Source organism: Fibrobacter sp. UWR2, from assembly GCF_002210285.1.
GTDB lineage: Bacteria > Fibrobacterota > Fibrobacteria > Fibrobacterales > Fibrobacteraceae > Fibrobacter.
Window position 1 is genome coordinate 134,827 of the sequence record NZ_MWQE01000001.1, and the last position, 13,639, is coordinate 148,465.

Below are 13,639 nucleotides of genomic sequence, written 5' to 3' on the forward strand. Positions count from 1 at the left end.
AAAAAAGGCCGCGGTTCTAAAACCGCGGCCTTTTCTTTAGTCAAGTTTTAAGCCTGGTGAGCCTTGAACCACTTGATGAGCCCGTTGGTGGAGCTGTCGTGGTTCAGTTCGGCGTCGGCCTTGGCGAGTTCCGGAAGGATCTTCTTCGCGAGCTGCTTGCCGAGTTCAACACCCCACTGGTCGTAGCTGTTGATGTTCCAGATAACGCCCTGCGTGAAGATCTTGTGTTCGTACATGGCGATGAGGGCGCCGAGCGTTTCCGGAGAAACGTAGTCCATCATGATGGAGTTGGTCGGCTTGTTGCCTTCGAACACCTTGTGCGGGGCGAGGAATGCGATTTCTTCTTCGCTCTTGCCGTCCTTGCGGAGTTCTTCCTGAGCCTGGGCGAGCGTCTTACCGTTCATCAAGGCTTCGGGCTGTGCAAAGAAGTTGGAGAGCAGCTTCTGGTGATGGTCGCCGACCTTGTTGTGGCTGTTTGCCGGGGCGATGAAGTCGCACGGAATCATCTTGGTGCCCTGGTGGATGAGCTGGTAGAAGGCGTGCTGGCCGTTGGTGCCCGGTTCGCCCCAGAGGATCGGACCGGTCTGGTAGTCGACGCGCAGGGAGTCGCGGTCGACAGTCTTGCCGTTGGATTCCATGTCGGCCTGCTGGAAGTAAGCGGCGAGGCGGTGCAGGTACTGGTCGTACGGGAGCATCGCGTAGCTGGAAGCGCCGAAGAAGTTGTTGTACCACACGCCGATGAGGGCGAGGATCACCGGCAGGTTCTTGTCGGCCGGAGCGGTCTTGAAGTGCTGATCCATTTCGTAGGCGCCCTGATGGAGCTTCATGTAGTTTTCGAAGCCGATGCGGAGCGCGATGGAAAGGCCGATGGCAGACCACAGGGAGTAGCGGCCGCCGACCCAGTTCCAGAATTCGAACATGTTGGCAGTGTCGATACCGAAGGCAGCAACGGCTTCGGTGTTGGTGGAGAGCGCCACGAAGTGCTTGGCGATGGACTTCTCGTCGCCGTTGAATGCCTTGAGCACGGCAGCCTTGGCAGTTTCGGCGTTGGTCATGGTTTCAAGAGTGGTGAATGTCTTGGAAGCGACGATGAAGAGCGTCTCCTCGATGTTCACCTTCTTGAGGGTTTCGGCCATGTGGGTGCCGTCGATGTTAGAAACGAAGTAGACTTCCGGGGAGTATTCGCCGGCAATCGGCTTGTCGGCATACGGCTTCAAAGCTTCGGTAACCATCACCGGACCGAGGTCAGAACCGCCGATACCGATGTTCACCACGTACTTGATGGACTTGCCGGTGTGGCCTTTCCACTTGCCGCTGCGGACGAGGTGGGTAAAGTCTTCCATGTGCTTGAGAACCGCGCGGACTTCGGGCATCACGTCCTTGCCATCGACGCAAATCGCCTCATTGCCCTTGTAGCGCAGAGCGGTGTGGAGCACGGCGCGCTTTTCGGTGGTATTAATCTTTTCGCCGGCGAAGTACTTCTTGCGCATGTCGTCGAAGTTTGCGGACTTCAGGAGGTCCTGGAGCTTCGCCATGGTTTCGTCGGTGATGATGTTCTTGGAGTAGTCGAGGAACAGGCCGCAGGCTTCGGCGCTGAACTTGTCGGCGCGGGTCGGGTCCTTCGCGAAGAGTTCCTTCATCTGCCAGGTCTTGGCGACTTCGGCATGGGCCTCGAGGGCCTTCCATTCCTTAGAATCAGTCAGTTTAGACATAGATTAATCCTTTCCGCAAGTGCGGGTATTTGTTGCGAGGGTAAAGATAGCAATTTTTATATACATTTAAAGCATGGATACATCGATTCTTGACAAGGCTATCGTCTTTGCCGTGAAGGCCCATGCGGGCATGGAGCGCAAGGGCAAGGGATTCCCCTATATCGTTCATCCGATGGAGGCGGTCTCGATTGCCGCCACCATGACAAACGACCAGGAACTCCTGGCCGCGGCGGCTTTGCACGATACCGTCGAGGATACCGACGTGAAATATTCCGATATCAGGAAGGAATTCGGCGAACGGGTCGCGCAGCTCGTCGAGACGGAATCCGATATTGTCGTGAATGGCAAGACCGAAGAGGAAAGCTGGCAATTGCGTAAGTCCATCGCGATAGACCAGTTGACAACTGCATCGCGCGATGCGAAAATCGTGGCTCTTTCGGATAAATTAAGTAATGCCCGCGCAATCTATCGCGATTGTCGGGCATGTGGCGATGAAGTGTGGAAACTCTTTCATGTCAAGAGCAAGAAAAAGCACGAATGGCATTACCGTGGGCTGGTAAAGGCCCTCTCGGAACTGGAAGGCACTCTCGCCTTCGAGGAATTCGCCGAGACGGTAGACAAGATTTTCAAGAAATAGTTATTGACGGGCCTGTTTCTGCTCGCGGAACTTTTCTCTCTGCTCCTTGCGGTATTGGTCGAACTTGGCGCGTTGCTCCGGTGAGAGAATCTTCGTGAGGGCGGCAACCCCCTTGATACGGTGCTCGAGCAAAGCCTTGTCTGCATCGAGAACCTGAATCTTTGCGGTTTCGATCTCTTCAGCTACGTTTTTCTCGAGGGCCATACCCAGAGCCTTTTCGGCATCGTGCTTCTGCTTGCGGAGTTCCTTGAAAATGGAATCTCCCTTGGCACGGTTCGCATCGAGGGCGGCCTTCTGTTCTGGGGTCACCTCTAGCATGGAATCGATGAGGGCGGGGTTAAACCGTTCCTTGAATCTCGGACTCTCGCGGAAGTCGCCATGGGGGCCTCGCGGCCCCTTCTGAAAGTCTCCGTGATGATGCGGGCCGGGGGGCGGCGGTGGGGGCATCATGCCCTGGCGCGGGCACATGCCTTCCATTTTCTTGCAGCATGCCATTTCGGCCTTGTTGCAGCAGCAACCGCTCTTGTTACAGATGTTTCCTAGGAAGAATCCCAAAGTGAGTGCAAGTACGACAAGACTTGCGACGAATAGTTTGGCTCCGTTCATGGTATTACTCCTTTATCAAATAGTTGAATCCGACAGTTTCTTCGAGCGTGTCGAAGTCGTCGCTCATCGAGTTGCCCAGGCTGGAATACCAGCTCATGACTTCCGAGGGAGCGGAACTGTTTATGGAAATAGTCTCTGTCGCGGTGGTGCGGTTGAGTGCGGGGAGGAGCGCCATAATGCTCACGAGTGCGATGCTCGCGGCAATCGGGATGGCGCTATACCAGCCCTTGATGTTGATGATGTTCCCAGCGGGTAGCGCCTTGGCAGCCGCGTCCAAGCGGGCGCAGACCTTGGCCCAGGAATCTTCCCTGGGGGTAAGTCTTTCGAGCTTCGAGAAGTCGATTTTGTTAGCCATGATCCTTACGCTCCTTTAAATAGTCCCTTACAAAGTGCCTGGCGCGGCTGAGCCTTGCCTTGACGGTGCCTTCGGGCATCCTGTAGATCTCGGCGAGGTCCTTCACGTCCAGGTCTTCGGCGTCCTTGAGCCAGAGCATACTGCGGGTTTCGGCCGGCAGCTGCCCGAGCCCCCTTTCCAGGAGTTCGGCGTCGAAGTTTTCGTCCTGCGATTCGTCCTTGCCAAGAACCTCCTCGATGATAATATCGAGTTTAGCCTCTTCGAGTTCGCGGTGCCTCTTTTGCGTGCGCAACTTCATGAGGCATGCGTTCACGGTGAGCCGGTAGAGCCACGTATTGAGCGCGGACTGTCCACGGAACCCCTGAACGGCCTTTGGCACCTGTACGAACACGTCCATGAGGATGTCCTCGGCCTGGTCGCGGTCCTTCAGCATCCTGAAGGCGAGGTTCAGCACGTTCGTACTGTGCTCCTGCCAGACGATGGCAAGGGCCTCGCGGCTGCCTTCCATCAGGTGTTGAAGTATCACTTTTTCGTCCATTATGCCCTTTTGATGCGTATAGGGGTGTTTCGGTTGCAAAAAAAAGTAAATTATATTAAGTTACGAATATGCAGAATGTGGCCGATTACGGGCTTCCCCCCCCGGGAAACCCTGATTCTTGACGAATATCGCGAAAAACGAGCTACCTATGACAAACTGTTACAGGTTGTTAAGGACGTTCTTGCCGATAGCATCAAGTCGAACAATTTATATATCAACGCCATAGAGGCGCGTATCAAGGCCGAAGACAGCCTGGCGGGCAAACTGGAACGCAAGGCGGGCAAGTATTCAAGCCTTTCCGACCTCACCGATATCCTCGGGGTCCGGGTTATCACGTTTTACAGCGACGAAGTCGATAAGATTGCGGCCATGGTCGGCAGGCTTTTCGAAATCGACTGGGAAAACAGTATCGACAAGCGCAAGATGCATGATATCCACAGCTTCGGCTACAGTTCGCTCCATTATATATGCCGTGTCCCCAAGGCGCTCTTCGAGGATCCCGCATACCCCGAACTGAATAGTATCCGCTTCGAGGTGCAGATGCGTACTGCGCTACAGCATGTGTGGTCGGTGCTTGACCACGATACGGGCTACAAGTCGGGATTCGAGGTGCCCAAGGAGTACCTGCGCAACCTGAACCGCCTTGCGGGGATGCTCGAACTTGCCGACGAGCAGTTCTGCGCTATTCGTACAGGCATAAACAACTATAGACGCCAGGTCCAGTCCCTGGTGCATTCTGGAAAGTTCGACGAGGTGGCGCTGGATGGCGATTCCTTCGGGAACTACCTGGAGTTAAGGCCTTTCGATTCCCTGAATGAACGCATTGCGGCTATTAATCAGGCCGAAGTCCATGAAACCTCGCTGGCCGGTTACCTGAAGGTGCTCCTGTTCCTTGGATTCAAGACTCTTGGCGATATCGAGAAAATGATAAAGGAAAATTCCGAGGATGCCTATCAGCTGGCGGCGTTCCAGCTCGCGAATACGGATCTCGATATCATTAACTCGTCGCTTGCGCTAGTGAATCTTTGCGCCGTCCATATCCTGAAGCGCGGTGGCGGGGTGCTGGAACTGACACGTTGCTTGGACGAACTGAACGGAGTGTCCAAGGTCAACCGCCGTAGGGCGGAACACCTGTACGAAAGGGCGAAGAAACTGGCCTTCATGGAAACGGCGGGCGGTTGATTTTTTTAGAACGGAAAATTAAAGAGAGGTGTAAAGTGAAGTTTAATTTCCGTGGACTTGCCTTCAAGCAGTCGGTATGGATCCTTATCGGCGTGACCATCGCTTTTGCGATGACCTTCGGCGTCATTAGATCGCAGATAAAGCAGGGTATATACAACTTGGTCGTCCAGAAGGGCGAAGAAATCAGCGAGGCAAACGTCACCTTTATTGACAAGTTGTTCAATACGGGCCGAAAGATTGGCGATGACATCGCAGAAAACCTGGGCAAACGCGAAATGACCAAGGCCGAGATGGACGAGTTCCTGTTGCAGTCGCTGGGCAATGCTCGCAGGATTCTCCCGCAGGTCATTGCCGTAGTCGTTGCTTTCGAACCCGGGATGGGACCCGAGACCAAGAACGGTGAATTCATGAGGCTGGCACGCTATGTCAACGATGCCACAGTCCTTGTCACTGGAGCTAACTACCAGGACAAGGAATGGTATGCCAGTACAAAGGATGGCGGTACGAGCCGCTGGCAGGAACCCTTTATCGGTGAATTTGTGCATGAACCGATTGCCGTCTATACGATTCCTATTATCCGTAGGGACAAAAAGGGCGAGGATGTGTTGGTGGGTGTGCTTGCTGTTGACATGTCTATCGACTTCTTGAAGAACACCATTGCTTCCATCCCAGTTTCCGATTCCGGCTATGCCATGATCCTCTCGTCCAAGAGTACTATTGTGGCTCACCCGAAAAGTGTTGACCTGGGTGGCGACGAGAATAACCTCGTTGTCGAGAAGGTCAAGACGGAAAATGGCGAAGATTTTGACCGTGTCACCCAGAAGGCGGAGCATGGGTTGTTCCGTGGATTTGTCGGCGACAGTGACCTGTCGGCCATCTACTATACCACAATTAAGTCGAATAACTGGATCTTCATGGTGGTCTGGCCTATGCAGAAGTTCCTCGAGGACCAGTCGTCTTTTGTTCGGCTCATTGGAGTCTTTATCCTGGGTGGCTATATACTGATATTGATTTTTGTTCTCATAATATCGTACCGTATCTCGCACCCGCTAAGGCAGCTGGCGAAGGCGGTGGATAAGTTTGGCCATGGGAACTTTGATGCAGAACTCCCGGTAGTAAAGGGGCACGATGAAATAGCGCTGCTCGCCTCGGCGTTCTCGGGCATGCAGGCGTCCATCAAGGAAAACATCAAGACGCAAAAGAGCCTGGGCCGTATCGAACGCGAACTTGACTTCGCGAGGAACATCCAGCTCGCGATGCTTCCTGAAAACGAGGTGGAAGAAAACTGCAATGACGACCGCCATGAGCTCGCTCCATTCATGTTGCCCGCAAAGGAAGTCGGCGGCGATTTCTATGACTTCTTCAAGATAGACAATGACCACCTGTGTGTCGTGATTGGCGATGTTTCGGGCAAGGGCGTGCCCGCATCACTCTTCATGATGGTTTCAAGAATTATTCTCCGTACGATGATGAAAAACTTGAAGTCCGTGGAGAAGACTTTCAACAGTACGAACTTCGCGCTTGCCAGACGCAACAAGTTGAATATGTTCGTTACGGTGTGGATGGGCGTTGTCGACTTGCGCACGGGCCATGTGGAATTTGCATCGGCGGGCCATAATCCGCCGGCAATTCGCCATGCCGATGGCTCCGTCGAATTCGTGAAGAGCAAGTCCGGGCTTGTCATGGCCGCCATGGAAGATGTCCGGTACCAGACGCAGACTTGCGAACTCCTTCCGGGCGATACGCTGTTCCTGTATACAGACGGCGTGACCGAAGCAACCAATAGCAATGACGAACTGTTCGGCGATGCAAGGCTTTTGGATACTCTTGCGAAGAGCAAGGATTTGGCTACTACAGATATTTGTAAATTTGTCAAAAACGAAATCGATTCGTTTGTGAACGGAGCGCCCCAATTCGATGATATCACGATGATGGGTGTGAAGTACATAGGCAACGATGAACCAGTTTGGGAACGTTACGAAAAGACGATTGACGTGGGTATCGAGGGCCAGGGCGAACTCAAGACGTTTGTCGAAGGCATCCTCACTCCCATGGATGGTCTTGCGAAGGTACAGATGCAGAATGCTTGGGAACGCTATGAGAAGATAGTCGATGTTATTCCGGAGAACCAGGATATCCTTACGGCCTTTGTCGAAGGAATTCTTGCTCCGATGGAAGGCTCCGTAAAGTCGCAGATGCAGATTAACATTGCTATCGATGAAATCTACAGTAATATTGTCAAGTTCTCGGGTGCGACGAAGGTAACTTTGATTGTCGAGGTCCGCAAAGCGACGCTTACGGCCAAGTTGACCTTTATCGACAATGGCGCTCCCTATGACCCGCTGAAGAGCAAGGACCCCGATATCACCTTGCCGGCAGAAGAGCGCGAAATCGGCGGACTCGGGATATTCATTGTCAAGAAGACCATGGATAGCGTATGTTACCGTAGAAATGGTGATTGCAACGAGTTGGCCATTACCAAAGCACTGTAAATTTTTTTAAATTGAATAGAGAGGTGATTATATGACAATCAACAAGATTAAGGAAAATGACAGCTTGATGATCGCTCTCGAAGGGCGTCTCGACACACTGACCGCTCCCAAGCTGGATGCCGAAATCCAGGGTGCGCTCGACGGCATCAAGTCGCTCGTGTTCGATTTCGAGAAACTCGCCTACATCTCTTCTGCAGGTCTCCGTATTCTGCTTGCCGCACAGAAGATCATGAACAAACAGGGCACGATGGTCATCAGGAACGCCGGCCCGGAAATTCGCGAGATTTTCGATGTTACTGGCTTCAGCGACATCCTGACGCTCGAATAAACAGCATAAAGTGCTTTTAGACGGAAAGTCCCTGGCTTTTTTGCCGGGGACTTTTACGTTATTATGGTTTTTATTACATTATACGCAAGAACATAAAGAGGTATGCCGATGAAGATAAACGTTCATGGCCTGGCATTCAAGCAGTCGATGGCAGTCCTTGCTGGCATAAGCATTGTATTCGCCGCTCTGTTTCTTTTCAGTAATTCCCAGATACAGGGAAAACTCTCCCAGATGCTTTTGGATAAGGGCGAAGAAGTCAGCCGCGCAAACGTGGCGCTTATCAACAAGCTCTTTACCTCGGGCCGCAGTATTGGCGAAGAAATTTCGTACAAGGTTGGCGAGCAGAACCTTTCCGGGGCGGAACTTGACGACTTCTTGCTCCGGACTCTTTCGGGTGTGCGCGCGACGGTACCGCAGGTGGTGGCGATGGTCGTTGCCTTCGAACCGGGAATGGCGCCGGATGGCTCGAACAATGAATACATGCGCCTCGCCTACTTTTCGGGTGACAGCAGCTACGTGATTAACGGAGGCAATTACCAGGAGAAACCCTGGTACACAAGCACCAAGGGTGCAATGAAAGGTCTTTGGCAGGAACCGTTTATCGGGGACTTCATCAAGGAACCGATCGTTATTTTTACGACTCCCATCTTCCGCAACAATGCTGCCGGACAGAAGGAGTTTGCAGGAGTCCTGTGTGTGGATATTTCCATCGCGTTCCTGAAAGAGGCGATCGCGAACATGCCGGTTTCCAATGACGGCTACGCGGTGGTGCTTTCGGCGAATAACACGATTATCGCTCATCCGAAGAACGAACTTACGTTCAAGGCGAATTTCGCATCGCTTTCGAGGAACTCTTCGCATAAGCGTCTTGTCGAGTTCGAGAATGCCGTGCATTCCATGAAGAGTGGCCTGTTCCTCGGGTCGTCCGTTGACGGTGAAGATGCCGCCATTTATTTTACGGCGATGGATGCCATCGATTGGACATTCCTGATTGTGTGGCCTGCAAGCAGGTTCATGGAAGAACAACGCTCCGTAAGCCATACGTTTGCCGGAATCTGTTTTGGCGGCTATGTGGTTATGTTTATCCTGATTCTCGTGATAACCTTCCGCGTTTCCCGTCCGCTCAAGACGCTCTCTGTTGCGGCGGGCAAGCTTGGAAAGGGAGATTTCGATGCGGAAATCCCTGTTGTCGAAGGCCACGACGAGATATCGCAACTCGCTAGCGCCTTTACGGAAATGCGTACTTCGCTCAAGAGCTTTATCGAGACGCAGAAGGACATGGACCGCTCGAAACGCGACCTGGAATTCTCGCGCAGTATCCAGCTGGGAATCCTTTCGAAGAACGAGGCGGAAGAGGGCTGCGGCGACAACCGGCATGCGCTGGCTCCTTTCCTGCTGCCAGCACTCGATGCCGGTGGCGACTATTACGATTTCTTCAAGCTGGATGATGACCACCTTGCCTTGCTGGTCGCCGACGTGGCGGGCAAGGGCGTGCCGGCGACACTTGTCATGATGGTGTCCCGAATCGTGATCCGTACACTTGCTCTGCACCACACGTCTGTAGCCGAGATTTTCAATGAGGCGAACGACGGGTTGTTAAGCCATAACAGGGACCATTTGTTCGTGACGGCGTGGATGGGCATTCTGGACCTGCGTACTGGGCACATGGAATTTGCCTCGGCGGGCCACAAGGCCCCTGTGGTACGCCGCAAGAATGGCTCCGTGGAATTCGTGAACTGCGTTCCCGATATCGCGCTTGTCGTGAAGGAAGACTTCTCCTACAACACGCAGACTTTGGACCTCCATCCGGGTGATACGTTGTTCATGTATACCGACGGCGTGACGGGTGCCAGGAACGGCGAAGGCAAGGTCTTTGGCAAAGACAGCCTGCTGCGTGCACTTGCGGAATGCGGCGACCGGGCGCCTGCAGAGATTAATAACTTCGTGAAGGAACGGTTGGACCGCTTTACGGGTGACGTGCAGCAGCTGGACGATATGGCCATGCTGACGGTACGTTACGATGGCGTTCCGGAAAAAGCCTAGAGGCCGAAAAGCAACAACTTTAGTGAGGTTATCATGGACATTGTCAAGACTCGCAAAGATGTAACAATGACGCTCGCTGTCAGTGGGCGCTTGGATTCGCAGACGTCTCCGCAGCTGGAAGGTGAGATTGTCGGTAAACTCGACGGTGTGGCCCATCTTATTTTTGATTTGTCGAAACTGGAGTTTATCTCTTCGTCTGGACTCCGCGTGTTGCTTATGCTCCAGAAAATCATGGACAAACAGGGGTCCATGGCCATCAGAAACTTACCGGAAGAATTCCGTGAATACTTCGACGAGACTGGATTCAGTCGCGTTATGCGGATTGAGTAGCATCGTCATTGAGTCGGTTCATTGCCGACTCAATTTTGTTTTGGGCCTTGAAAAATGCTTCGACACAGATCGGGTCGAAGTGTGTGCCCGATTCCTCGCGGATAATGGAGTAGGCCTTTTCTAGGGGCATGCCGGGCTTGTAGACTCTCTTGGAGACAAGCGCGTCGAACACGTCGGCGATGGCCATGATTCGTGCGCTCACGGGAATCTGGTCGCCTTGGATCCCGTTGGGGTAGCCCCTGCCGTTCCACCATTCGTGATGGTCTCCCGCCATGTCGATGGCGTGATCGAGGTAGGCGGAGTGTTCTGTCATGTCCACGGCGTCCGAAAGAATCTTGCGGCCGGTTTCGGCGTGGCTTTTCATGATGGCGAATTCCTCGTCGGTGAGGCGCCCCGGCTTGTTCAATATGGTGTCGGGCACGTTAATCTTGCCAACATCGTGGAGCGGTGCCGCAGTCGAAATATCACGAATAAATTCAGGAGTCACGATATCGGGATACTTGTGGTCGTCGAGAAGTTGCTGCGCAATAATCCTCACGTATTCCGCGGTGCGCCTAATATGCCCGCCGGTACTGCCGTCGCGGCTTTCCACAAGTTCAGCCATCATCATGATGGTCCCGAGCTGGTTTCTAAACAGGCGTTCCTGCAGTTTCATTGTCTGCGTGATGTCGTCAAGGATGAGGATTGTTCCGGTGATGTTCCCTTCGTCGTCTTGCGTGTACGACGTTGTGAGGTAGAGTTTCTTGAATTCCTTCCCGGTGTAGAAATCGGTGACCTTCTTGTTGGGGGAGATGTCCTTCTGCGAAATCATGTTGACGATGCAGTCGTTGAAACCGTCGTTCTCTTCGTAACCGAAGAAGCATGTCGCGAAGTTCTTGCCGACGAGCTCTTCTCTCGACTTTTCAAGTATTTTCGTTGCTGCGTCGTTGACGACGAGGATTTTACCGGTGGGTCCGGTATATACGACACCATCGCTCATGTCACGAATGATGTTACGCGACACCAATTCGTTGTTGTTTTCGATTGTTATGGACATCCCGAACCTCGTTTTACATTTACATAATAGTAAAAAATGCCGAAAAAGTGAGAAAAAGGGGCCTTTTTGTGATTTTTGTCAACCCCTCTATGGATAAAAAGTCAATAGAGAATTTACAAACAGCCTTTTTTTTCTACTTTGCAATGGGTAATTTAATAACTGATGGTTATTTTTTCGGACATAGCGGATTACCGTGATTTTTTGAAGGACTACTACGACCGCCGCAAGGCGGAGATGCCCTTCTATAGTTATCGCATGATGGGCGATAAGTTGGGGCTGGATTCCAGCTACCTTTACCGCGTGTTGCAGAAAAAACAGCACTTGCCCGCTCATGCGCTCCAGGCTGCCAAGGAAATCCTTGCGCTGAACGGCCGCGAGGCCGAATACTTCGACCTGCTGTTCTCTGCCGCAGTAAGCAAGGACAAGGCCAAGAAAGAAGAACTGATGGCGAAGGCGCTTTCCCTTCGCGACGTGGAACGCCACAGCCTCCAGGCTGCCGAGCTCAAGTTGCTTGAGAACTGGTGGATTCCGGCTGTACGTGCCTACCTCGACCTGAATGGCGGGATTGTGAACGTAAAGCAGATTGCCAAGGATATCTGCCCGCCCATTTCCGAGGAGCAGGTGACCGAGGCTATTGAAATTTTGAAGGAAGTTGGGCTTGTCAAGAAGTTGGCGAGCGGACGTCTGGCCTTGACGGATGCGCATCTTACGGTGGGTGGCCCCGAAAAAGCGAAGGCCGTGAGAAATTTCCAGCGACAGGTGCTGTCTCTTGCCAGCGATTCCCTGGAAAACGTGCCTGTTACCGAGAGAAATATTTCCACCCTGACTCTTTCTGTCGACCAGTCCTGTTTCGAGGATTTGGGCGATATGCTGAGGGAATTCCGCAGGTTAGTGCAAAAACGCGTTGACGAATCCAAAAATCCGGACCGTGTGATGCAACTTTCGATGGCGTTTTATCCGGTCGCCCGTAAGGGGGGCGTTCCTGAAAATGCTATTATGGGGGATGGCGCAGGAGATAAAAAATGATGAATAGGGTGTGGAAATTTGGGATTGCGGCTCTAGGAGGAATCCTTGCCGCTTGTTCTGGTGAGGGCGGTGACAAGCTCTCCGGTTCGTCGTTGGAGACAGAAAACTCCATCGCCCTTTCCGTGCAGTTGGCTGACGGTACTCCTGCGGCCCGTGTTCAGGTTTTTATTCGTCCGGATAGCTATTTGGCAAGTGGCGATTCTCTTGCGGACTCCCTTGCTAACGAGAACATGAATTTTGAAACCAACGACTCCGGCTCGTTGACTCTTACCAATTTGGGCTATGGTAGCTATATAGTGGAAGCCCGTAGTGATTCATTGAAGGGCGCCTCTAAGTTCAATTACAGATCATGGCATGCTGGCGATGGACGTGTGTCCCTGCATGTCGGACCTCCGGGGGCGGTCGCCGGTCAGGTGTTGCTCGAAGAGAATGTCGATGCGCCGGTCACGGTTGCGGTCCAGGGGCTTGATTATAGTACTTCGACGGATTCTGAAGGCAATTTTGAATTTGAATCCCTGCCTGCAGGCAATTTCGAAGTGGTCGCCTTTATCCAGGATGATTCCACGGTTGTAAACGAGAAGGGCAAAAAACAGCACGTGAGTTTCGTACGCAAACTCGGCTCTGTCCTTGCCGAAGTCAAGTCTGGCCAGTTCCGCGAAATCCTTATCGACGCAAGGCCGCCCGTACTTTCGTTTGTTCTTGAAGACTTCGAGAACGGTGTAGACAATTGGAAAATCGACCACTCCAAGGATGCCTCGGGCAAAATTGAATCGGCCGATGCCGGCTTTGGCCGCGAAGGCAAAGCCGCACACTTTACCTGTACGAACGATTCGCTGTACCAGTGGGTCCTGATGGGCTACCAGCTGGGTGGCTTTGTCGACATGAGCGGGCTTGATTCCATCGTGTTCTGGGCCCGTGCGGAAGCGAATGAAGACACGACCAAGCGTACCTATGTCTCGTTCTCGTTCGACATGAACCTCGACAGCACCTCCGAAGAAGAAAGCGGAAAGGCCTGGATGCACATAGATGTGGATACGGCCTGGAAGCGCTATGTGGTGGTGCCCAGCGAACTGCAGGAGCCCGACAGCAACAAGACTGGCGGAAACCTGGGCTGGGATGTCGTGAAGAGGCGCATCACCGATATCTCCATCTTTGGTGGTACGGGCGGTGAATTCTGGATAGACGATATCGAGGTGTTCGGCTATAGCGAGTTTGTCGCTAAAAAGCCAGAAGACTAACCTAATCTGCGTATCAAAAACCTTACAGAAGTCTAGACAAATTGTAAATGAGAAGTGTTGCCGAAGGTGACACTTTTTGTGTTTTTGTAGGTATTTTTGTAGATGTATGGGACGCG

Annotated in this window: 13 protein-coding genes; 8 read left to right on the top strand and 5 right to left on the bottom strand. The window is 52.8% G+C overall.

Annotated features, from left to right (window positions below; translation table 11 throughout):
• Nucleotides 1–47: 47 nt before the first annotated feature.
• Nucleotides 48–1,712, bottom strand: coding sequence for a glucose-6-phosphate isomerase (gene pgi / locus B7994_RS00490; RefSeq protein ID WP_088636531.1), 1,665 nt, complete (start codon nucleotides 1,710–1,712; stop codon nucleotides 48–50).
• A gap of 73 nt (nucleotides 1,713–1,785) precedes the next feature.
• On the opposite strand from pgi, the gene B7994_RS00495 reads away from it, so the two are divergent.
• A complete protein-coding gene (locus tag B7994_RS00495; RefSeq protein ID WP_088636532.1) occupies nucleotides 1,786–2,349 on the top strand; it encodes an HD domain-containing protein in 564 nt (187 codons plus the stop codon).
• On the opposite strand, the gene B7994_RS00500 is transcribed toward B7994_RS00495, so the two are convergent.
• From B7994_RS00500 to B7994_RS00510, 3 genes are read right to left on the bottom strand one after another with little or no spacing between them, the layout of a single operon-like run.
• Nucleotides 2,350–2,955 (bottom strand): Spy/CpxP family protein refolding chaperone, encoded by a 606-nt coding sequence (locus tag B7994_RS00500; RefSeq protein WP_088636533.1) that lies wholly within the window; start codon nucleotides 2,953–2,955, stop codon nucleotides 2,350–2,352.
• A 4-nt stretch (nucleotides 2,956–2,959) separates the two neighbouring features.
• On the bottom strand, nucleotides 2,960–3,310 hold the full coding sequence (locus B7994_RS00505) for a hypothetical protein (RefSeq protein ID WP_088636534.1): 351 nt from the start codon (nucleotides 3,308–3,310) through the stop codon (nucleotides 2,960–2,962).
• Nucleotides 3,303–3,848: an RNA polymerase sigma factor gene (locus B7994_RS00510; RefSeq protein WP_088636535.1), complete on the bottom strand. Its 546-nt coding sequence runs from the start codon at nucleotides 3,846–3,848 to the stop codon at nucleotides 3,303–3,305. The genes B7994_RS00505 and B7994_RS00510 overlap by 8 nt, the downstream gene beginning before the upstream one ends.
• Nucleotides 3,849–3,923: 75 nt before the next feature.
• On the opposite strand from B7994_RS00510, the gene B7994_RS00515 reads away from it, so the two are divergent.
• From B7994_RS00515 to B7994_RS00535, 5 genes are all read left to right on the top strand, one after another.
• Nucleotides 3,924–5,030, top strand: a complete 1,107-nt coding sequence (locus B7994_RS00515) for a GTP pyrophosphokinase family protein (protein ID WP_088636536.1) — start codon at nucleotides 3,924–3,926, stop codon at nucleotides 5,028–5,030.
• 35 nt (nucleotides 5,031–5,065) lie between these two features.
• Complete coding sequence (locus B7994_RS00520; protein WP_158213029.1) at nucleotides 5,066–7,522, top strand: SpoIIE family protein phosphatase; 2,457 nt, start codon at nucleotides 5,066–5,068, stop codon at nucleotides 7,520–7,522.
• A gap of 31 nt (nucleotides 7,523–7,553) precedes the next feature.
• Nucleotides 7,554–7,850: an STAS domain-containing protein gene (locus tag B7994_RS00525; RefSeq protein ID WP_088636537.1), complete on the top strand. Its 297-nt coding sequence runs from the start codon at nucleotides 7,554–7,556 to the stop codon at nucleotides 7,848–7,850.
• Nucleotides 7,851–7,952: 102 nt separating this feature from the next.
• On the top strand, nucleotides 7,953–9,893 hold the full coding sequence (locus B7994_RS00530; RefSeq protein WP_233142905.1) for a SpoIIE family protein phosphatase: 1,941 nt from the start codon (nucleotides 7,953–7,955) through the stop codon (nucleotides 9,891–9,893).
• 66 nt (nucleotides 9,894–9,959) lie between these two features.
• Entirely contained in the window at nucleotides 9,960–10,223 is a 264-nt protein-coding gene (locus B7994_RS00535) for an STAS domain-containing protein (protein ID WP_233142906.1), read from the top strand.
• Here B7994_RS00535 and B7994_RS00540 read toward each other — a convergent pair.
• Entirely contained in the window at nucleotides 10,207–11,259 is a 1,053-nt protein-coding gene (locus B7994_RS00540) for an HD domain-containing phosphohydrolase (protein WP_088636539.1), read from the bottom strand. The two genes, B7994_RS00535 and B7994_RS00540, sit on opposite strands and share 17 nt — an antisense overlap.
• 162 nt (nucleotides 11,260–11,421) lie before the next feature.
• Here B7994_RS00540 and B7994_RS00545 point away from each other — a divergent pair, with 162 nt between their 5' ends.
• Together B7994_RS00545 and B7994_RS00550 are read left to right on the top strand one after the other, a co-directional pair.
• The gene (locus B7994_RS00545; protein ID WP_088636540.1) at nucleotides 11,422–12,285 is read left to right on the top strand and encodes a DUF4423 domain-containing protein; all 864 of its coding nucleotides are present in this window, start codon (nucleotides 11,422–11,424) and stop codon (nucleotides 12,283–12,285) included.
• Nucleotides 12,282–13,523 (top strand): carboxypeptidase-like regulatory domain-containing protein, encoded by a 1,242-nt coding sequence (locus B7994_RS00550; RefSeq protein WP_144063687.1) that lies wholly within the window; start codon nucleotides 12,282–12,284, stop codon nucleotides 13,521–13,523. The genes B7994_RS00545 and B7994_RS00550 overlap by 4 nt, the downstream gene beginning before the upstream one ends.
• Nucleotides 13,524–13,639: the final 116 nt, after the last annotated feature.

Coding starts and splice junctions, on each gene's coding strand:
- B7994_RS00500 (WP_088636533.1), bottom strand. CDS start 2,955: ATGAACGGAGCCAAACTATTCGTCGCAAGTCTTGTCGTACTTGCACTC.
- B7994_RS00535 (WP_233142906.1), top strand. CDS start 9,960: ATGACGCTCGCTGTCAGTGGGCGCTTGGATTCGCAGACGTCTCCGCAG.
- B7994_RS00550 (WP_144063687.1), top strand. CDS start 12,282: ATGATGAATAGGGTGTGGAAATTTGGGATTGCGGCTCTAGGAGGAATC.
- B7994_RS00525 (WP_088636537.1), top strand. CDS start 7,554: ATGACAATCAACAAGATTAAGGAAAATGACAGCTTGATGATCGCTCTC.
- B7994_RS00510 (WP_088636535.1), bottom strand. CDS start 3,848: ATGGACGAAAAAGTGATACTTCAACACCTGATGGAAGGCAGCCGCGAG.
- B7994_RS00530 (WP_233142905.1), top strand. CDS start 7,953: ATGCCGATGAAGATAAACGTTCATGGCCTGGCATTCAAGCAGTCGATG.
- B7994_RS00505 (WP_088636534.1), bottom strand. CDS start 3,310: ATGGCTAACAAAATCGACTTCTCGAAGCTCGAAAGACTTACCCCCAGG.
- B7994_RS00545 (WP_088636540.1), top strand. CDS start 11,422: ATGGTTATTTTTTCGGACATAGCGGATTACCGTGATTTTTTGAAGGAC.
- pgi (WP_088636531.1), bottom strand. CDS start 1,712: ATGTCTAAACTGACTGATTCTAAGGAATGGAAGGCCCTCGAGGCCCAT.
- B7994_RS00515 (WP_088636536.1), top strand. CDS start 3,924: ATGTGGCCGATTACGGGCTTCCCCCCCCGGGAAACCCTGATTCTTGAC.
- B7994_RS00495 (WP_088636532.1), top strand. CDS start 1,786: ATGGATACATCGATTCTTGACAAGGCTATCGTCTTTGCCGTGAAGGCC.
- B7994_RS00540 (WP_088636539.1), bottom strand. CDS start 11,259: ATGTCCATAACAATCGAAAACAACAACGAATTGGTGTCGCGTAACATC.